Genomic DNA, 21,530 nt, shown 5'->3' on the forward strand with positions numbered 1-21,530 from the left:
CACGATGTATCCCGACACAGCCCTGCTGCTGTGTTGATTATTTAACGATGAACTTGTGAATGAACCGGTCATGGCCTTTTATGGCCGTGAAGGTGTAGATGCCTGCGGGCAACACGATGGTGCGTGTTGTATCATCGTGTTTTTCCTCCCAGACGTTTGCGATACGTCCTTCCATGCACACAATACTGCAACGGTATCCGTTCATCTGCTTGAGGTATAATTTCCCCTGATGATAATAAGCACGACGGTTTGCGTCATCCATCATCATATTACCTACTGTCGTTGACATCGGTTCCGTCGTGAACGTATAAAGCACTTCTTTCTTTTTACCGCTTTCTTTTATTGCTACCAGTTTGACGGCATAGGCCGTCTCCGGTTCCAATTCGTTGAAAGAGATGGTAATCATCTTCGGCGTGCTGTTGTAAGAACCGTTCCTCAGTTCGGAGGTAATCTTTCCTTCTGCATCTGTGATATACTTCCGAACAAGTGCTTGTTGGTTTCCGACATATTTATACAGAGACAGTTCGTAGGCCGTAGCTTCGTCAATTTGTTCAAAAATAAGCTTTATGTCGGTTCCCGAAACTTCGAGCTTGGGAAGGACAGAGATCGTTACCCACTCTTTTACCGTGAGCTCACATGTCGCCTTCTTGTCGCCCGATATCGTAGAAACTGTGATAACCGTTTTTCCTGCGTTAAGAGCATGCACTACGCCTTCGGAAGTGACAGAGGCGACATATTCGTCCGAGCTGCTCCATACGAGGCCTTTCTCTGTTGCATTGGCCGGACTGACTGTTGCCCTAAGGGTAAATGTTTCTCTGACCTTCATTTCCGCTTCCTGATGACTCAGTTGCACCCCCGATACATCGATGTATCGGACGGTAATGAGGCAGGAGTCTTTGATGCCGGTCGCCACAGAGGTGACATATATCTTCGCTTCTCCTTTCTTCAGGGCACTGACTAATCCTTGTTGATTGACGAGGGCAACCGCATTGTCGGACGACGTCCATTGAAGTGTCTGATCAATAGCGTCCCCGGGTTGAATGACTGCTTTCAATTGTAACGTCTTCCCTTCCTCAACTTCCGCATTATTCATGTTCAGTGAAATTTTTTCGATCTTTTTGATAACGGTTACGAGACATGTTTGATTTAATCCGTCCGTTACTGATGCCGATATCTCAGCTGTTCCCGTTTTGAGCGGAGTAATGATTCCGGTATGTTTGTCTACACGGGCTACCGATTCGTCGGACGAATGCCAGACGATTTCCGGATAAGTAGGATTCGCGGGCTCCAATGTCGCTTTCAGCCCGTCGTAGGTAGTACCGGATTTTGCCTCTAACGTAAGCTCTGTTTGATTTAGCGAAATCGATGTTACGGGGACAGTGGCTTTATCGACAACAATAATCACGCATGTATCAGCTATACCTCCGTATTCGGGTGTCGCAATGACATTCGACTCACCTCTTCTGACGAAAGAGACGACCCCATCAGACGAAACGCGAACAGGACTCATCTTGGTAGATTTCCAAACGACGTCTTTAAAGGTTGCATTATCCGGATAAATGTTGTATTTTAATTGGTAAGTTGTTTCGGCTACCTGACGAACCGTATCGCGATTAAGTACGATACGTTCTACCGGAATCCCTACGCTGACTTTACACTCTGTCTTTACTGTAGATCCGTCATCCGGCTGTATCGTAATGGTCGCTTTTCCATGCTTGTTGCCAGCTGTGATTTTACCACTTGCGTCTACTGTAACGACTTCGGGATCATCGGAGGTATACACGAATGGAGTCTTGATAGTGTCCGGACTGACTTTGAGTTTGATCTGCGCCGTCCCTCCGGGAGATAAGGCAATCGCTGTCGTTTCAGGTTTGATCCAGTCATATAAAGGTCTGCAAGTAACTTTACACTCGGCCGAGAAATGACCTTCTACCGTGGTGGCAATTATCGTTGCTTCTCCTGCTTTTACGGCTTTTACTGTACCTTGAGCGTTAACTGTTGCGATTGCTTCATCGGAACTTTTCCATGTCACTTTCGGGTTGGTGGGACGTGCGGGAGTCAGTACAGGTTTTAGCTGTTGGCTTGTTCTGAACCCTTTCGGATTAGAATTCAACACCAGCGTTTCTTGTAACGAGATCCCTTTTAAATCGGCACGTACGGTGATATTGCACGAGGCTGAGAGAGCATTGTCCGGGGTAAAGACTTTGATCACAGCTTTTCCGTCTTTAAGGGCTGTTACTTTTCCGGTTTTGTTGACATGGGCTACGGCTCCATTATCCGATTCCCAGATGAGTCCGGTAATAGAGACATCTGCTGGTTCGTGTTTGACCTCAAGCTGATAGCTGCTGTCGCGTTGAATCGTTTTTTCTGCTTCGGGGAACGACAATGAGGTTAAAGAGGCCGCAACTTCTACCGTAATCGCGCACGAGTCTTTTAAATTTCCTGCCGTCGCTACAATCATGGTCTTTCCTTTTCCTTTTGCGGTAACGAGTCCGTTTTCTACCGTTGCAACGGTGTTGTCTCTGCTCTCCCACACAACGGGATCGGAGCCGGATGCTGTTAATTGCAGCGTCTCATCCGGGGCCAGCGTCGCACTATGTTTGTCAAGATAGAAGGCACTGCTTTCTATTGTAATGTGAAGGTTTTTTGTGACGATCTTCCCGTTCGAGTCGAAATTAACCGTGACGATGGCATCACCTGTTTTGTTCGGGGCAAAGGTCAGCGCCAGCTTATCACCGAAAATGGAGGCCGTGACTAACGATGGGTCGGATACGGATTTTACCGATTTATAAATGGCTTCGTCTAAATTATCGGCATCGGTCGCCATACCTTTGAGTGAGAGCACAAGCGGGTCGCTGTTTATGCCTTTCTTGACCGGTGTAAATTCGCTTACGACTGGAGAGGCGACATCGGGGAAAATATGCATGGCCGGGAACCAATATGCACGCTCCTGTTTGTATTTCCCGAGTTCGGTGCCTGTTTTGGCGTCAACGATGTATTGCCAATAGTTGACCGAGCCGAATTCTTCAAAAACAGACAAGTATAATTTTTCGTCCGGCCCCACACGAAACCCTGCTCCCGTATATAATTTACGTCCTTTTTCGGGAATTTCGTATAAGGGGTTGTCGAGAGAAGCCGGATTGCCAATTTCGTAACGCCATATTTTACCGCCGGAAAAGAACCCTGCTCCGGTAGTGAAATATAAAGTGTTTTCCTGTATGCTGGCACAAAGCACGCCGGCAGTCCAGGCATACCATGAGTCGGGTATGGCTAAATCGTTCGGCAGGTTTACGATTTCTTCGTCTAATGTTTCTGGGTCGATGCGTAGCAGCTTCTTGCCTGCTCCGACCCAAACCATACCATCTTTACTTTGGGTAAGTGTACTGTAATTTCCGGGTATGGTTTTGATGATTTGATGCGTTTTGGGATCGATAACGAAGACCCCTTTTGCCTGACGGATAGCAAATACATACGTTTTGGTACGCACCATCAAGCCGATTTGTCCGTTATAAAGGCCGCCTGTATTGTTGCTTCCTTCGATGATGTTCTTTAATTGAAGATTCTTACTATCGAAGACATAAATACCCCCCGAAGTACCCACATAGCCTATCGAATCATTGACTCCCAGAAATGCGCGTCCGTCCCCTCCGCCGATTTCCTCGAGGACGAGCTTTGATTTCAATGTCTTGGCATCAGCAACAACCAGGCGTCCGCCAGTACGCGTATCACCGGGGTCTTTCGCTTGTTTTGACATGATAAACAGATTCTCTCCGAAGATTGTACCGTATTGAGAGGTGCATCCGAAGGTTTTTCCCGGATTCTCCCGCTGATAAACGCGATATACGAAGTCGTGGCTCCCTGCTTTCATGAAATTCATCGTGCTGTTATTATGTCCGAACCAGTCTTCGTTGAGGATAAATACGCCTTGGGTATAATCTACTGGTTGGCTCTGGTCATTTCGTAACGAAATCTCATTGTTTTCGAAAGCAGGAAGATTGATCTTCTTTTGTTCGATAGGATTCAATGCCTGTTGCCTCGTTCTCTGAGCTTGCATGGAGAACAGACAGGAAGCCAATAAAATAATAGAATAAATTTTTTTCATCTGTAGAAGTGTTTTAGATTAGTGTATAATGAATTTGCGAGTAAGAGTGTGTTTCTGCCCGACGATATGCAATAGGTATACGCCTGCCGGCAGATCGAGTACGTGATATTCGATCGGATTCCCGATCTCGAATTGATGTATCAAGACTCCGCTTATGGAGTAGAGCGAGCAAGTATGACGTGCCATGCCGATGAGTCGTAAGTTGTTTCCGGAAATGAATACTTCGCCGTCGGATATCTCCAGCATATTGCTTGTCGGGGTTGTCAATTCTAACGGTGCGTACGCTGAGATAAGCTGATCTGCTGCATTGAGTGCATACATTTTTATCACATATTTTGACGAGTGCTTCAGCCCTTTTACGGTAAACGACAAGTCGTCGATAGCGCTTCCACGACGTGGCTCTATCGGTGTTCCGTCTGCATTGACACGGAACGAACCGAATAATACTTCTTTGTTGGCTTTAAGTAGATATACCTCTATCTTATAGAATACGGCTGACGCTGTTTTCTCGAACGTGAGCGTTACGGTCGTATCGTTGACAAACGTTGATTGCGGCTGCTTTCCCTGTCCGGCTACCGTGATGTTGCAGGATGCCGTAAACCCTCCTTCTTCTGTTTCTACCGTAATTTTAGCTGTGCCCGGCCCTATGGCGGTGACAACTCCCTGTTCATTGACAGAGGCTATGGTTTTATTCGACGAACGCCATGTTACGTTTTTGTTCTTGGCTTCGGACGGCGTGATCGTTGCCGTCAGCTTCTGCGTTTGCCCTTGGCCCAATGTCAGTTCGGTTTCATTTAATGCTACTCCTGTTACAGCCAACGGCTCGGTTTTCGTTACGGTCAATTTGCAGGAGGCCATGAATCCACCCTCATCCGTTTCTACCACAATATTGACCCTGCCCGGCATGATTGCCGTGACGAGTCCTTGATCGTTGACGGAAGCGATCGCTTTGCTTGAAGAACGCCATGTTACGTTTTTGTTCTTGGCTTCGGGCGGCGTGACAGTTGCTGTCAATTTCTTCGTTTGTCCTTGGGATAATATTAGTTCAGTCTCATCTAATGTCACTCCCGTTACGGCGAACGGGTCCGTTACAGTCACTTCACAGATGGCGGTAAATCCTCCGTCGTCTGTTTTAACTGTGATCTTCGTTTGGCCCTTGTCTACGGCAGTAACGAGCCCTTGTTCGTTGACGGTGGCTACCTTTTGTTCCGACGAATGCCATGTAATGCCTTTATTGTCGGCTTCAGACGGGAGTACTGTGGCTGTCAGTTTCTTTTTGTCTCCTTTCTCTAATGTCAGGGAGTTAACATCTAACGAAACGCTTTTTACCGGTACAGGGGCTTGGGTTACTTTGACTTCGCAAGTGGCTGTAAATCCTCCGTCGTCCGTTTTTACGGTAATCTTAGCTTTACCCGGTGCTACAGCCGTCACGAGTCCCTGATTGTTGACGGTTGCTACCGTTTGTTCGGACGATTCCCATGTCACCGTTTGAATGTCGGCATCGGTTGGGGTAATCGTATAGGTTAACCGGTATGTGTTGGGGATATGTATCGTTATCGCTGATTGACTGAGTGCTACTCCGTTGACTGGCTTGGCATTGGGATCGACGGCTGCCGTAAAAGAATCGCCTAATTCGGCCCCTGTCCAAACAGTCATATCTCTCAGATAACTCCATCCGTCCCAACTGCCGTCCACTAATTGTCTGCTGGAAGCTCCCAAGCCTGAGTAGGTGAAATCGTCGGTTTGCGAGTCGCGTACCCAATAACTCCAGTAACCCTCGTACCATCCAGCATCCCAATGTGTGCCCAGTGAACATTTCCAATAATCGTAATCGTATGCCGGATAACCGTAAAGATGGGCATTAAACGGATGGTCGATGACACCTGTCTGATAGCCGTCTGCTAAAGCTCTGCGCACATCTTCTTCCGGTGTAGCGGGATGCCCTGTTTGTGTGGGCATCTTGTACGGTGGCTGAAATTTAAAGCTGACACGAGGGTCCGTCTTTGCTCCTTCCAGATCGTAAGAGATGGAACCCACAGGACAATTATATCCTAACCCATTGATTGTCGATCCCATCGGGCCGGTGTGTTGTCGCAGAAAGATCAGCCTTGGATCAGCCTCGGCAATAGCGGAAATCATATCCAATCCGGATGCATTGCCATTCCATCTGTATCCCCATACGATGGCATCGGGATCATTGCCGTCATGCCATTCGATGACCAAAGCTGCACGGTTTTGGCCTTTTCCTACCCAATACTTGATGTCGTCGAAGGTAAAACTCTGGTCTGCCCTTAACGAGAGCGGTTGATCGATCTCCTTATCCGACAGAGGGACGGGATGAACCTGCCCCTGCACTAAGCGTTGCTGAGCGGACGCTTGTCCAATAAACAGTGCGATTGCACAACATAAATGCAAAAATCTTTTCATATGCTTCAATTTTAGATATTAAGTATAAGCTTTATATGATATTAGGTACGTTTATGTGTATGCTTCCTGTCAAGAAGAGGAGTCTGTCTTCCTGACGGGTTGTAAACAAACCGTTTACACGATACGATAAACGCTAAAAACAGCTCATCGCTTATTATCTATGTCTCCCGATTTCACTCCAAACCCCGGTGGATGAAAACGCTAAGCGTATGGCAGGTCTTCTGGCTTGCTCGGCTGTCGGACTCCTTCCCGTTCCCTGGAGAACAGTGGAAAAAGTATTGTCCGATACCTTTATGTGAGCTTACAGCAGCGGGACTGCTCAGGATTTACACCTGATTCCCTATTAATCGCCATCTCCGAACGGACAGGCGAACCAATACGCTACAAAAATACATCATTCTTATACATTAAAAACACAAATGCATCAAGAAAAGTTCATTGTGCTTTATATTATTTTTTTATGAAGTAGGTCTAATTTTATTTTTAACAGCTAATTATTATTTATCTGGTTTATATTTTATCTCATAAAAAGTTGAAAAAGTCGGATTGCGGGTTTCTTTTGTTCAAAAAATACACAATGAAAACATTACTCTTTTTATTTGTTTCCGTCTCTCTTTCATTCACTGCTGGAGCGCAGAAGATTGTGCGGGTTGAGCCACTGAGTTGGTGGGTGGGGATGCATACGCCACTTACCCTGATGTTTTATGGGGAGGATTTGCGAGACTGTTCGATCGAGGTCGATCAGCAAGGGATGTCCGTACGCGAGGTGCGCAATGCCGAAAGCCCGAACTATCTGTTTGCCGATATGGATATTGCTCCCGATGCACGGCCGGGCCAGTACACTTTGGTACTGCGTAGAGGCAAGAAGAAGCTTACTTATACATATAAGTTGGAGAGCCGCAGAGAGAAATCGGCCGAGCGAATGGGCTTCTCATCGGCCGATATGATTTATCTGCTCATGCCCGACCGCTTCGCAAACGGTGATCCGAAAAACGATGCTACGGATGACACGGTCGAGAAGCCTGACCGGAACGATTATTATGGTCGTCACGGTGGTGATTTGCAGGGTATGATCGAGCGGCTTGACTACATCGCTTCTGTCGGTGCTACGGCTGTATGGTCTACTCCGCTGCTGCTCGACAACGAACCGAAGTCGTCGTATCACGGTTACGCCTGTGCCGATTATTACCGTATCGATCCACGTTTGGGTGATAACGCGCTTTACCGGACGTTTGTCGCCGAGTGTCACCGGCTGGGCTTGAAGGTGATTATGGACGTGGTGACGAACCACTGCGGGGCCGCACATGGGTGGATGCGTGACTTGCCCTATCAAGACTGGGTGCATCAGTTTGATCGCTATACTTCGTCTAACCATCTATCTTCCGCGAATATGGATCCGAATGCGTCGACGCGTGACCGGATGGTGCACGAGAGCGGATGGTTCGACACAAGCATGCCGGACATGAATCTGAATCATCCCGACTTGCTTCAATATTTCAAGCAATGGGCTGTCTGGTGGATGGAATATGCCGATTTGGACGGTCTGCGTGTCGATACGTATTTCTACAACGAGAAAGAGCCGATGGCCGAATGGTGTAAAGCCCTCCGAGCCGAATATCCGGCTGTGAATATCGTCGGGGAATGCTGGACAAGTTCGTCGGCTCAACTTGCCTACTGGGAAGGGGGCACAAAGAATAAAGACGGTTTTTGCTCTTATCTACCTTCTGTAATGGATTTCCCGCTCCAAAGTGTGTTGTGCAAGGCTCTGGCAGACGATTATACGGGCTGGGACAGCGGAATGAAACTCATTTATCGCTCGCTCTCGCACGATTTTCTGTTTGATGATCCGCGTCGCCTGCTGATTATGGCGGCTAATCATGACACCGAGCGTGTGGCCGATGAAATCGGTAAGAATCCTGAGAAGGCAAAACTTGTCGCTACGTTACTGGCCACTTTACGCGGAGTACCGCAGATTTTTAGTGGCGATGAGCTGATGTTTGCATCGAAAGACCTTACGCAGGGGCACGGCGGCCTGCGGGTCGATTTCCCGGGAGGATGGCCGGGTGATACGCTAAACCTTTTCGATGTTTCGCAACGTTCTCCGGTGCAGCAAGATGTATTCGAGCATTACAGCCGGCTTTTTAACTGGCGCAAGACGGAGAGCGTTATTCATCATGGACAAACGATGCATTTCGCTGTCGAGGGAAATATGTATGCCTATTTCCGCTACGATGATGACGGGGCAGTGTTTGTCTGCGTAAATGCTTCGAACGAGCCACATACCCTTGACTGGCCGCGCTATCATGAAGTGTTGCGGCATTATCGTCCGGTAGGAAAAGATGTGCTGTCAGGTGAGGATATTACGGTCGGCCATCCGCTACATCTTAAACCGCTAAGTTCGCTGATCGTGAAGTTTTTGCGGTAAAAATCTCTGAATCTTTGACTTTTATCGAAGAGGTTGTTTTTATTCGGATAAAAATCGTATTTTTGATGCCTAAAGCAAGGGGTTAGCGTTCGTGCTTGAGAAAAGTGAGGAGTTACCCGAAAATCCTTGAAAGAGAGTAGGGAAGTTTTTTAAAAAAAAGTATGCAAATGAAAAAGATGAACATGAGAATGAGTGGGACTGTGATGGCAGTCGTTTGTGCGTTTATTTTCTCGTCGGGAATGACTTCCTGCAAAGAGAAGGTACAGCAAGCCAACAGTGTAGTTACGCAGGTAGAAGTAACGCCGGTAATTACGGAACAGGAAGTGCTCGATGCCCAGCAAGGATGGGGCGAAGGCATTGTGAATATTGGTAAAGTATATCAGGAAAAAGGAGATTATAAAGCGGCCGCCACGGAGCATATCAATCGTTTCTATAACTATCAGGAGGGTGTTGTGCTGTTTAAACCGACTTTGGTGGCAGACAAGCAGTTTCGTACCGATTTCGAAGGTGCGCTGTCTTACTTTATCGCTGGAAATGAAGGCTATCCCGAAGATCACGGGTTCGCCATTAAGCCGTGGAGCAGCGTGCGTTGGGAAAATATCGGTACTAAGATTGACGGAAATATGGCTGTTGCCATGGGGAATTATTACTTTACACCGGCTGAGGGCGGCGGCGAAGTGAAGGTAGAATATTCGTTTGCTTATACGAAAGATAAAGAAGGCGTGCTTAAGATTATTCTGCACGATTCGCATGTGCCTTATAAGCCGTCCAAAAAACATTAACCAATTAGACACGACAAAGCAGCACGAAGCGCTAACCCTGCTTTTCAGATTTCTATCTGCAATCTGTCGATAGACTTCTTTTGCTTATCAAAACCGTACGGATGGGTGCGTTTTTCCGATGTTTTTCTCTTCGTTCTCCGAAGAGTTGATGAACAGAAATATTGCTTCCTGTGTGGAGGCTTTCTGCTGATGTCTTTTGTTAATGTATGAGGAATGAGTCAACACTTTTTGTGCTGACCCATCCCTCTGTACGAAAGGACTGAAATCAGAAGGTCATCCCTTCGATATTGATACCCAACGCACGCGCTACTCCTTTACCATATTCTTCGTCCGCCTTCATACAGTTGCCGATGTGGCGCAGTTTGATGGTTTCGGGAATATCGCCCATAGCCCGCGCCGTATTGTCGAACAATACTTGTTGTTGTTCAGGGGTCATAAGTCTGAACAAGGCTCCGGGTTGGGAATAATAGTCGGCATCGTCTTCGCGAAAATCCCATTGATAAGCTGCTCCGTCAAGTTCCAGAGGCGGTTCTTTATATTCGGGTTGCTGTTGCCATTGGCCATAGCCGTTTGGCTCATATCCGAGTGTAGAGCCGTAATTACCGTCTACTCTCATCTGTCCGTCGCGATGATACATGTTCAGGAAAGGACAGCGACTACGATTCACCGGGATCTGGTGATGGTTTACTCCCAAGCGATAGCGCTGCGTATCTCCATAGGAGAAGAGGCGTCCTTGCAGCATTCTGTCGGGTGAGAAGCTGATGCCCGGTACCACATTGGCGGGGTTGAAAGCGGCCTGCTCGACATCGGCAAAATAATTCTCCGGATTGCGATTCAGTTCAAGTACGCCGACTTCGATCAGCGGATATTCCTTCTGGCTCCAGACCTTGGTCAGGTCGAACGGATTGAAGGGGCAGGCGGCTGCCTGTTCTTCGGTCATCAGCTGTATCTTCATCGTCCATTTGGGGAAGTCGCCTTTTTCGATGCTCTCGTAGAGGTCTCTCTGATGGCTTTCGCGGTCTTTCCCGACGATGGCTTCGGCTTCCTGATCCGTCAGGTTCTTAATACCCTGTTGCGTATGCAGATGGAACTTGACCCAGATACGTTTGCCGTCGGCATTGATCAATGAGAAGGTATGGCTGCCATATCCGTGCATGTGCCGATAGGAATAGGGGATACCTCTGTCGCTCATCGTGATGGTTACCTGATGCAGCGCTTCGGGCAAGAGGGTCCAGAAGTCCCAATTGTTTTGCGCGCTGCGCATGTTGGTACGTGGATCGCGTTTTACGGCATGATTCAGGTCGGGGAATTTGAGCGGATCGCGAAGGAAGAACACGGGCGTGTTGTTTCCTACGAGGTCCCAGTTGCCTTCTTCGGTATAGAACTTCATGGCAAAGCCTCGGATGTCCCGTTCGGCGTCTGCCGCGCCGCGTTCGCCGGCTACGGTCGAGAATCGAACAAAGACATCGGTCTTTTTTCCGATGGTAGAGAATAAAGCCGCTTTGGTGTACGATGTAATATCGTTCGTTACGGTGAATGTGCCGAAGGCCCCGGAGCCTTTGGCGTGCATGCGTCGCTCGGGGATTACTTCCCGGTCGAAATGTGCCAACTTTTCAATAAACCAAACATCCTGCAAAAGCATCGGACCGCGTTTGCCGGCCGTCGCTACGTTCTGATTGTCGGCTACCGGAGCTCCGGAAGCACTTGTTAATTTCTTCGTTTCCATATTTTTGTTATTAAATGAGGGTCTTATTGTTTCCTTGTTTCTGTGAAGCGGTTCAAAATGATTTTATCCTGCTCGCTTAGCTTTCCCGTACGGCTTTTAAGGCGCATCGCCTTTGCCGAAGGCGCGAGGCCGGCCGCCCGTTGCATGCGTCGGAACATACTTCCCGTACGGATCTTATAGGTTGTAAAAAACAGCACCTTTTCCGGCAGTTGATCTTGAACCGAACGAACAAACGTGGTCCATTTCCGGTGCGGGTGCTGACCGATCACGAACCATCCGCAGGTCCAGCATCCCAAGAAAAGAAAGTCGGTTTGCTGTAACTTGGTTCTGTCGAAATCGGAGATCGCGCAAAGGCTCACGTTAAACCCTTTCGACCAGAGATACATGGCTATCTCGCGTGCATAGCCGGCTGTTTTCCCCTTGTGACTATAGTATAAAACGGTTGCGTTCATTTTTTTCTGCAAAGTTACAATGTAATTCTGCAAATAAAAAAGAAAAAAAAGATATTTTTTATAGCCGAGACACAATTGTACTTGTTACAATTTTATGGAGGCGGTTTTGAAGACATGAGGATCTCGAACATGGAACATGGCATGCGTAGCTTTATCTTGCCGATTATATAGATTGATGCGTTTGGAGGCCTTATCTTGCCGTTGGTTCAAACTGTGTGGAAGCGTATGGGGCCGACAGTCTACGTGAAGAGCTGTTTCATATACTCGGATGCCTTTGAGGCAGTGACCGGCCGGCAAGTTCCACAAAGTTATGCCTGTCATTGCTTATAAAGAGAAAACATTGTATCTTGCGGCTTTTTCTAACCTGTTCGAATTTTTGATATAACGATGGAAAACAATCCTGCCGAAAAATTCGGTTTCTTAAACCTGATGGTTTTCGTACTGTCGATCTATGTACTCGGAGCCTTGATCGTCGATACGGCTTTTGACCTCTCGCCCGAAACATCCCGGTTACTGAACTATATCGACATGGCCATTTGCGCGTTCTTTTTCATTGAGTTTTGCATCCGGTTTCATCAGGCAGACGATAAACTGAAGTTCATGCGCTGGGGGGTGATTGATTTGGTTTCCTGCATCCCCATGATCAACTACTTGCGGCTGGGACGCATCTTCCGGTTAGTACGGCTTGTCCGTATCCTCCGAGCGTTTCATACTACACAGCAATTTCTGACCTATGTTTTTCAGAATAAGGTTCAAGGTTCGTTTCATTCCGCGTCTGTTTTAGCCGTCCTGCTCATCGTTTTTTCGTCCGTTGCGATCCTTCAGGTAGAGACAGCCCCGAACAGCAATATACAGACGGCCGAAGACGCTGTTTGGTGGGCATTTGTTACGATTACTACGGTAGGGTACGGTGATAAATATCCGGTCACCACCGAAGGACGAGTGATCGCCTTGTTTCTAATGGTTTCGGGAGTCGGATTGTTCGGTACTTTTACGGCTTATATTGCTTCGATCTTTGTTTCCGATAATCAGAAAAACAAATCGGCGGAATAAAATTTGATGTCATCTTACTTTTTTCTGAAAAACATTTGTATATTGCCCCCGTTTTTCCGGCAGATTAAAAGGATGATAGCGAATCAATACTCATCGATCAATCCGAATCGATCCGATGGAAACAACGTGGTAGAGCCGAGGTGCTCCTGTAAGTAAATGCAGCCCATAACCGTATGGGAAACAAGGTGGTGAAAGGTGCTGAAAAACATGGTGAAGAGTGTACCTTGTGCCGCATGTACGAGGCTTATAACAGAAAAAAACGGACGCTCTCTTGTAACAAAAAGGAAAGCGTTGCGTCTAATAGAAAAGAAATAGAATCGAAATAGACTGAAAAACGATGATAATTCGACTGAAAGGGATTCATAAGACTTATTATAACGGTGCCCCGTTGCATGTGCTCAAGGGGATTGATTTGGACATCGAACGCGGCGAGATGGTCTCCATCATGGGAGCATCGGGTTCGGGAAAAAGTACGTTGTTGAATATTCTCGGCATACTGGATACATACGATACGGGTGAATATTACCTCGATAACCAGCTGATCCGTAACCTCGGAGAGAGCCGCGCGGCCGAGCTGCGCAACCGGATGATCGGCTTCGTGTTTCAGTCGTTTAATCTGATCTCGTTCAAGAACGCCATGGAGAATGTGGCATTGCCGCTGTACTATCAGGGTGTCTCACGAAAGAAGAGAAACGCTTTGGCACTTGAATATTTAGACCGTGTCGGGCTGAAAGATTGGGCGGAACACATGCCCAATGAGATGTCGGGCGGGCAGAAGCAGCGGGTAGCCATTGCCCGCGCCTTGATTGCGCGACCGCAAGTGATTCTTGCCGACGAACCGACGGGGGCGCTCGATAGCAAGACGACGGTAGAAGTCATGGAGTTATTGCGCGAAGTCAACCGAACCGGGATGACGATGATCATCGTGACGCATGAGCGCTCCGTTTCCGAAGCGACCGATCGGATTGTGCATGTAAAGGACGGACTGATAGAACAGAGGCCATGTTAGATTTCGATAACTTGCGAGAAATCTGGAGCACGATGCGGAAGAACAAACTCCGCACCTTCCTGACCGGTTTCTCGGTCGCGTGGGGGATTTTTATGCTGGTCATCCTGTTGGGAGCCGGCAACGGACTCCATAATGGCGTAATGTACAACTTCCGCGATCTCTCGGCTAACCGTATCGAGGTCTGGCCGCGCTATACCACCAAGCCGTGGAAAGGCAACCGTGAGAACCGGAGACTGCGATTGAGGAATGACGATCTTGTTCATCTGAAAACCGACTTTCCGGAGGTCGACCTTTACACGGGAGTTATCTTTCACGACGATACGCTGGCTTACGGCAAAGAGTTCCAGACAGGCGAGGTGAGAGGGGTGTCTCCTGATTTCGCCAAGATCGATTTCGTGCGTATTGATTCGGGAAAAGGACGCTTTATCAATGAGATCGATATGCGTGAGCGTCGCAAAGTGATTGTGCTTAGCCCGCGCATGGCCGAAGTGCTCTTTCATGAGGCCAATCCTTTGGGGCAATATGTCCGCATCGGGCAGATGATGTTTCAGGTTATCGGGGTATATTACGATAAGGGTATGAGCAATAACATGCCCGCCTATCTCCCGTTCACCACGGCTCAACAGTTATACAGGGGTGGGGAAGGATTAAGTTCACTGCTCTTTACGGTGAAGGGGGTTACGACACAGGCCGAGAATGAAGCCTTTGAAGAGCGCTTTCGCGGAAGGATGGCACGCCGTCATCAGTTCGACCCGACGGACAAAGGGGCTTTGGGGATATGGAATATGGGAGAGAACATCCGGATGTTCACGATGATGACCAACGGAATTCTTCTCTTCATCTGGATTGTGGGCATCGGTACCTTGATGGCCGGGATTGTCGGAGTAAGTAACATCATGCTGGTGACGGTGCGTGAGCGCACGCGCGAATTTGGCATCCGCAAAGCGATTGGCGCCAAGCCCTCGTCGATCCTTCGGCTTATCATCATCGAATCGATTCTCATCACGGCCGCTTTTGGCTATGTCGGGATGGTGATGGGTATCGGAGTGACGGAGGGAGTCGATTATATCATGACGATGACAGGTGCCAACAGCGGGTCGGCGGATGGAGCTCCGGGTGAAGGTGTTACGCTTTTCCGCCATCCGACCGTGAACTTAGGTATCGCTGTTTCGGCAACGGTTTTACTGATTATCGCAGGGGTGATAGCCGGTTATTTTCCGGCGCGAAAGGCCGTCAAGATCCCTGCGGTCGAAGCGATGAGGGTAGAATGATGAAAAGATGGATGATGTTTGATACGGATCGATGGGTTGAGATATGGGTGACAATTACCCGCAACAAAACCCGCAGTTTGCTGACGTGCTTCGGGGTGTTCTGGGGAATTCTGATGCTTGTCATCTTGTTAGGCTCCGGAACGGGTCTGAAGAATGCGATGTTCGAAGGTACCAAAGGTTTCGCGACCAACTCCGTATTCTTCATTGCCGAACGAACGGGCGAACCGTATCGCGGCTTCAACAAGGGACGACAATGGAACATGCGTAATCGCGATCTGGAAACGATACTGCGTGAGGTGGACGGCCTCGAAGCCATATCGCCGGTGCTTTGGGGCTCCCGTCAGGAGAAAAACGTGGTCTACGGCCAGCTTACCGGCACGTACAACGTCAAAGGAGTTCATCCTTCTTATTTTAAAATCGAGAGGCAACAGTTGCATTTCGGTCGTTTGTTGAACGAGATCGACTTCCGCGAGAAGCGCAAGGTCTGCCTGATCGGTACACGAATCAATGAGGTGCTGTTCAAGAACGAAAATCCTTGCGGAAAATATGTGCGCGTCAATGGAATCTATTATCAAGTAGTCGGTGTGGTGAAGGCGCGCTCTGCAAATATCAACATTGGTGGCCGGTCGGAAGAAACGGTTTTTCTCCCGTACACCACGATGCAGCAAACGCTGAACCAGGGAGACATCATGCATTTCCTTTGCGTAAGTGCTTATCCCAAGCAACCGATTCAGAAAGTCATCGACGACATTACCGGAATCTTGAAACGTCAGAACGGTATCGCGCCGGACGATAAACAGGCGGTACTCGTCATCAATCTGGCCGCGCAGTTCCGGATGTTCGACATGTTGTTTGGAGGTATCGACGCGTTAGTTTGGCTGGTTGGGATGGGTACGTTACTGGCCGGAGTCATCGGGATCAGCAATATCATGATGGTGACCGTGAAAGAGCGTACGCGCGAGATCGGCGTGCGTCGCGCCATCGGGGCAAAACCGTGGCACATCGTTTCGCAGGTGATGAGTGAGAGCCTTGTGTTGACGGCTCTTGCCGGGCTGCTGGGGTTGAGCTTCGGCGTATTCCTGCTCGATCTGGTCGATCGCATCCTCTCGGCTCAACCGGGCGACAATCCGGCGATCCTGCATCCCGGCGTACATATCGGGACGGCTGTTGCTGCGACGATCGTGCTGCTCGTATGCGGTATGTTGGCTGGATTGATTCCTGCCTGGCGGGCGATGCAGATCAAAGCCATCGATGCGATTAGAGACGAATAAATAAAGCAAAGATAAAAAAAATGAGAAACAGATTGGTAAAGAAGATTATGAGGATCGTCCTGCTTTCGTTTGTGGGGCTACTGGTGTTGAGTACATTTATTTTCTTGTGGAAGAAGGCGCAACCGGCGGTAACGGTGTATGAGATCGTCACGCCCGAAATGGGGACTGTGGAGACCAAGACCGTGGCAACAGGCCATGTGGAACCTCGTTACGAGGTCCTGATTAAACCTCAGATATCGGGCATCATTTCTGAGTTGATGAAGGAAGCCGGGCAAAAAGTGACGGCCGGCGAGATTATCGCTCGCGTCAAGGTGATTCCGGAGATGGTGCAGTTGAACAGCGCCGAGTCGCGTGTCAATGTGGCGGATATCAGCCTGAAGCAGATCGAGAGCACGTTCAAACGCGATGAGCAACTCTTCAACCAAGGGATTATGACGGCCGAGGAGTACGATGTCTCGAAAGCGAACTATATGAAGGCGAAAGAAGAATACACGAATGCGCAAAACGCACTCGAGATCGTGCGCGACGGCATCGCGAAGAACTCGAAAGTGAGCAGTACGACGCAGATCCGCAGCACCATTACGGGAATGATCCTCCATGTACCGGTGAAGGTCGGCAATTCCGTGATCCAAAGTAATAACTTCAACGAAGGTACGACGATAGCATCTGTCGCCAATATGAACGATATGATCTTCAGAGGCAATGTAGATGAGACGGAGATTGGGAAAATCAACGAAGGCATGCCGATCAAACTGACGATCGGTGCGCTGGAAAGTCAGACGTTCAATGCCGTCTTGGAATATGTTTCGCCGAAGGGAGAGGAGAAGAATGGCGCGATTCAGTTTGAGATCAAGGCGGCCGTGTCCTTGCCCGATACTGCTTTTGTGCGTGCCGGCTACAGCGCGAATGCGGAGATTGTGCTGAAGCGTGCCGAGAACGTCCTCACGATTCCGGAAAGCACCGTCGAGTTTCATGGTGATTCGGCCTTTGTGCAACTGGTGAAGCAGGAAGAGCCGACGCAGGTTTTTGAAAGGCATCTGATCAAAACCGGACTGAGCGACGGTATCAAGATCGAGGTAAAAGAGGGGCTGACATCTTCGGATAAGATACGTGGTGCGGCTGTCAATAAAGAGAAATGATCGGAAGGAAGTGTCAGGTAGGTAGAACGGAAAAAACGGAAGATACGAAATGATGAAACGAACGATAAGGATAAGGCTGTCGCTGCTATTGTTTGCCGGTGTACTCTCGGCACAGGAACCTGTGAGTGTAAAGAAATGGTCGTTGCAGGAATGTATCGACTATGCGAAAGAGCATAACCTTGAAGTGCGTATGCAGCAAATTAATGTGCAACAGCAGGAAGTGACACTGAGCACGGCCAGGAGCAAGCGTCTGCCGGATCTCTCGGCGAGCGCTTCGCAGGGGTGGAATTTCGGGCGCTCTCCTTCGGGTTATGATAATACGTATAAGAACCAGAACGCTCGCTCGACTAACTGGTCTCTGTCTACGAACGTTCCTGTTTTCACGGGTTTTCGGATCACGAATGAGGTGGCGGCGGCTAAGTTGAATTTGCAGGCGGTGGCAGCTGAACTGGAGAAGGTGAAGGAGAATATGGAGATTTCCATCACCTCAGCTTATTTGCAGGTGCTCTATCAGAAAGAGCTGCTGGGTGTTTCGAACGAGCAGCTTGCGCTCAGCCGTGAGCAGCTTGAGCGCATCAGGAGCATGCACGCGGCAGGGCGTGCCTCGGAAGCGCAGATTTACGAAGTCGAAGCGCAGGTGGCCAATGATGAGTTATCGGTCGTACAGGCAGAATCTGATTTACAGATCGCTCTGCTGGGGTTGACCCAACTGCTCGAACTGCCCAGCCCCGAAGGATTTGCCGTGGAAGAGCCGGCGGGAGAGGTGGAACTCCTCTTGGCACGTAGGCCGGAGGATATCTATCGTACGGCCTTGACGACACGGGCCTCGGTACGTGCGGATGCATTGCGCCTGCAAGGCAGCGAAAAGAATATCGGGATTGCCCGGAGCGCGTATTATCCGACCCTTTCGTTCGGGGCCGGATATGGCAATAACTACTATTTTGCCGATGGTTTTGATAATCTTTCGTTCTCCGAACAGTTGAAGAAGAACCGGAATCAGTATTTCGGTTTCAATGTAAGTGTGCCTATCTTCAGCCGTTGGACTACGCGTAACGGGGTACGCAGTGCCAAGCTCGACAAGCGTATGCAGGAATTGCGGCTTGAGAATACGAAGAAGGCCTTGTATAAAGACATTCAGCAGGCTTACTACAATGCATTGGCTGCCGGAGAGAAATACAAGGCTTCGGAGGCGGCTTACGTCTCGGCGCGCAAATCGTTCGGCTACATGGATGAGAAGTTTGCCAACGGCCGCGCTACGGTCTATGAGTATAATCAATCCAAGACAAGCATGACGAAAGCGATGTCGAACCGTACGCAGGCCAAGTACGAATATCTGCTGCGTAAAAAGATTATGGAGTTTTACGAAGGAGCCAACTGACCGGCTGCCGATGGGGCATCGGCGCTTATCAGCTTCGTTATACATGAGGGTATGTCAAAACGCAAGGTTGGGGCATACCCTCTTTGTAATTCTCTACCGCAACGGGAGAGATAATTATGGATTTTATGCTACCTTTGTCAAAAATAACAGGATAAGAAAACAGCAACATGGAAATAAAAGAACAGAAAAACTTTATATTAGTCATCTTCGGAGCGTCGGGAGACCTGACATGGCGCAAGCTGATCCCCGCGCTCTACGATATGTATTATCAGAAACTGATGCCCGAACAATTCGGCATACTCGGTGTGGGACGCGCATCGCTGACCGACGGCGAATTTCGTGACAAAATGGCCGGCGGAGTGAAACAGTTCGCTCCGGCTTCGTTCGTCAACGACGAATCGGTGGAACGTTTTGCCGCGAACCTGCACTATCATACGATGGACACGAACAATCCGACCGACTACGAGGGGCTGAAAACACGCCTCGAATCGCTCTCGCAAACGGTCGCGTGCGACGCGAACTACCTTTATTATTTTGCCATTCCGCCGTTTATGTATGCCTCCGTAGCGGAATCGTTGCATCACGCGGGGCTGGCCTGTCAGACGGGAGGATGGAAACGACTGATTATCGAAAAACCTTTCGGACACGATTACGCGAGCGCGGTGCAGCTTAATCGCGAATTGCTTCGTTATTTCGACGAAGAGCAGATTTACCGTATCGATCATTATCTGGGTAAGGAGACGGTTCAAAATATGCTGGTAACACGTTTCTCGAACAGTATCTTCGAGCCGCTGTGGAACCGGAACTACATCGAATATGTCGAAATCACTTCGTCCGAAGCGTTGGGAGTCGGATCGCGTGCGGGGTATTACGAAACGGCCGGAGCACTGCGCGATATGCTTCAGAACCACTTGCTCCAGTTGCTGGCCATCGCCGCGATGGAGCCGCCTGTTTCGTCCGATGCCAATGCGATCCGTAACGAGATGCTGAAAGTCTTCCTCTCCCTGCGTCGGATGACGACGGAGCAGGTGCCCGAATACGTGGTGCGCGGCCAGTACACCTCGTCGACGATTCGGGGCGTCGCACAAAAGGCTTACCGCGACGAGCAGGGAGTCGACCCGGCCTCGAAGACGGAAACGTTCGTGGCGATGAAATGTTTCATCGACAACTGGCGATGGAGCGGAGTGCCGTTCTACATCCGCACCGGTAAATGCCTGCCTACGCGCGTCACGGAGGTAGTCGTGCATTTCCGTCCCAATCCGCACCGGATTTTCGCTCGTAAGAACGGCATCGAGAACATCGGAAATCAGCTCGTGATACGTATCCAGCCCGACGAAGGCATTCTGCTCAAGTTCGGGATGAAGGTGCCCGGAGCCGGTTTCCACGTTGATCAGGTCGGCATGGATTTCCGTTACTCGTCGCTCGACGAACGCCACATCCCCGACGCTTACGAACGACTGTTGTCCGACTGCATGACTGGCGATGCCACCCTCTATCAGCGTGGTGACGCGGTAGAAGCTACGTGGCAGTTTGTGCAGCCTATCCTCGACGCCTGGCATGAAAATCCGGCCATCCCCGTGTATGGCTACCCTGCCGGCTCGTGGGGTCCCGAACAGGCCGATGCGTTGCTCGCTGCCGACGGCTACGAGTGGCGCTACCCCTGCAAAAATCTGACATCCGATAACTCTTATTGCGAACTCTGATGACACTGAATATTTATCGTACGGCAGAAGAAACGTGTCTGCATCTGGCCGAATTACTGTCACGTATGGCCGAAAAAGGAGCCAACGTCGCGTTGTCCGGAGGCTCCACTCCGAAACTTCTTTTTCGTACCATCGCAGAAAAATACACGCAAACCGACTGGTCGAAGATACGTTTCTTTTGGGTCGATGAGCGGATGGTGCCGCAAACCGACGACGAGAGTAACTTCGGCGTCTTTCATCGTATCCTGATCGCTTCGGGCATCGTGCCCGAAACATCGACTTTCCCTGTCTGGTACGACCCTGACGAGCACCGCACCCTGTCCGCGTACGACCAAAGCATCCGTGACCAAGTACCCTTTGCCGACGGTTTCCCGCAGTTCGACTTGATCATCCTCGGCATCGGCGAAGACGGTCATACGGCCTCTATCTTCCCCGATAACTTGTCGCTTTTCGATACGGAGGATGTCGTGGCTTTGGCTACTCATCCGCAGAGCGGACAGCGGCGCATCACCCTGACCGGTGGCGTGATTAATCGTGCCAAAGAGGTGGTTTTCCTCTGCACCGGAGCGGGCAAGCAGGCGATTCTCGACGAGGTGATACACAAGAAGAACCTCGCGTTGCCGGCTACGCATGTCGCGCCGGCCGGAAACCTCGTTTACTGTCTCGACGAAGCCGCAGCCGGAAAAAAAACTGTCCTGTCCTGAAAAAGGCTAACAGTTGTTTTTGTTCTTATCGTTTTTTTTCTTTCATGATTTACGCCACTTTTGATGCATGTACCTGTTCGGGGGTAAG

General features: G+C 49.4%; 14 protein-coding genes and 1 riboswitch. Of the genes, 10 read left to right on the top strand and 4 right to left on the bottom strand.

Translation table 11 applies throughout. The features are described 5' to 3' along the window. Window positions 1-37: 37 nt before the first annotated feature. Entirely contained in the window at window positions 38-4,102 is a 4,065-nt protein-coding gene (locus tag Q4A89_RS04075) for a DUF5074 domain-containing protein (RefSeq protein WP_303183979.1), read from the bottom strand. Between the two features lie 18 nt (window positions 4,103-4,120). Next, window positions 4,121-6,529, bottom strand: coding sequence for an Ig-like domain-containing protein (locus tag Q4A89_RS04080; RefSeq protein WP_303183980.1), 2,409 nt, complete (start codon window positions 6,527-6,529; stop codon window positions 4,121-4,123). Window positions 6,530-6,722: 193 nt separating this feature from the next. Next, window positions 6,723-6,922: riboswitch (cobalamin riboswitch) on the bottom strand. Window positions 6,923-7,106: 184 nt separating this feature from the next. On the opposite strand from Q4A89_RS04080, the gene Q4A89_RS04085 reads away from it, so the two are divergent. Both Q4A89_RS04085 and Q4A89_RS04090 read left to right on the top strand, forming a co-directional pair. Continuing rightward, complete coding sequence (locus tag Q4A89_RS04085; RefSeq protein WP_303183981.1) at window positions 7,107-8,954, top strand: glycoside hydrolase family 13 protein; 1,848 nt, start codon at window positions 7,107-7,109, stop codon at window positions 8,952-8,954. 167 nt (window positions 8,955-9,121) lie between these two features. Further along, window positions 9,122-9,736, top strand: a complete 615-nt coding sequence (locus tag Q4A89_RS04090) for a hypothetical protein (RefSeq protein ID WP_303183982.1) — start codon at window positions 9,122-9,124, stop codon at window positions 9,734-9,736. A gap of 265 nt (window positions 9,737-10,001) precedes the next feature. Here the strand turns inward: Q4A89_RS04090 and Q4A89_RS04095 are convergent, their stop codons facing one another. Both Q4A89_RS04095 and Q4A89_RS04100 read right to left on the bottom strand, forming a co-directional pair. Continuing rightward, window positions 10,002-11,462, bottom strand: coding sequence for a catalase (locus Q4A89_RS04095; protein ID WP_303183983.1), 1,461 nt, complete (start codon window positions 11,460-11,462; stop codon window positions 10,002-10,004). 23 nt (window positions 11,463-11,485) lie between these two features. Next, entirely contained in the window at window positions 11,486-11,914 is a 429-nt protein-coding gene (locus tag Q4A89_RS04100) for a flavodoxin domain-containing protein (RefSeq protein ID WP_303183984.1), read from the bottom strand. Window positions 11,915-12,301: 387 nt separating this feature from the next. On the opposite strand from Q4A89_RS04100, the gene Q4A89_RS04105 reads away from it, so the two are divergent. The 8 genes from Q4A89_RS04105 (at window position 12,302) to pgl (ending at window position 21,442) form a co-directional block, all read left to right on the top strand. Then, window positions 12,302-12,967 (top strand): ion transporter, encoded by a 666-nt coding sequence (locus Q4A89_RS04105; protein ID WP_124789073.1) that lies wholly within the window; start codon window positions 12,302-12,304, stop codon window positions 12,965-12,967. A 337-nt stretch (window positions 12,968-13,304) separates the two neighbouring features. Next, window positions 13,305-13,976, top strand: a complete 672-nt coding sequence (locus Q4A89_RS04110) for an ABC transporter ATP-binding protein (RefSeq protein WP_303183985.1) — start codon at window positions 13,305-13,307, stop codon at window positions 13,974-13,976. Then, entirely contained in the window at window positions 13,970-15,247 is a 1,278-nt protein-coding gene (locus Q4A89_RS04115) for an ABC transporter permease (RefSeq protein ID WP_303183986.1), read from the top strand. The genes Q4A89_RS04110 and Q4A89_RS04115 overlap by 7 nt, the downstream gene beginning before the upstream one ends. Window positions 15,248-15,261: 14 nt before the next feature. Beyond that, a complete protein-coding gene (locus Q4A89_RS04120; RefSeq protein WP_303183992.1) occupies window positions 15,262-16,518 on the top strand; it encodes an ABC transporter permease in 1,257 nt (418 codons plus the stop codon). 20 nt (window positions 16,519-16,538) lie between these two features. Continuing rightward, the gene (locus tag Q4A89_RS04125; RefSeq protein WP_303183987.1) at window positions 16,539-17,657 is read left to right on the top strand and encodes an efflux RND transporter periplasmic adaptor subunit; all 1,119 of its coding nucleotides are present in this window, start codon (window positions 16,539-16,541) and stop codon (window positions 17,655-17,657) included. Between the two features lie 49 nt (window positions 17,658-17,706). After that, window positions 17,707-19,035, top strand: coding sequence for a TolC family protein (locus Q4A89_RS04130; protein WP_303183988.1), 1,329 nt, complete (start codon window positions 17,707-17,709; stop codon window positions 19,033-19,035). Between the two features lie 167 nt (window positions 19,036-19,202). Then, a complete protein-coding gene (zwf, locus tag Q4A89_RS04135) occupies window positions 19,203-20,738 on the top strand; it encodes a glucose-6-phosphate dehydrogenase (protein WP_303183989.1) in 1,536 nt (511 codons plus the stop codon). Next, window positions 20,738-21,442 carry a 6-phosphogluconolactonase gene (gene pgl, locus Q4A89_RS04140; protein WP_303183990.1) on the top strand — a complete coding sequence of 235 codons (705 nt, stop codon included), beginning with the start codon at window positions 20,738-20,740 and terminating at the stop codon, window positions 21,440-21,442. Before zwf ends, pgl begins: the two co-directional genes overlap by 1 nt. Window positions 21,443-21,530: the final 88 nt, after the last annotated feature.

It is taken from the genome of Tannerella sp. (assembly GCF_030528505.1).
Taxonomy (GTDB): domain Bacteria; phylum Bacteroidota; class Bacteroidia; order Bacteroidales; family Tannerellaceae; genus Tannerella.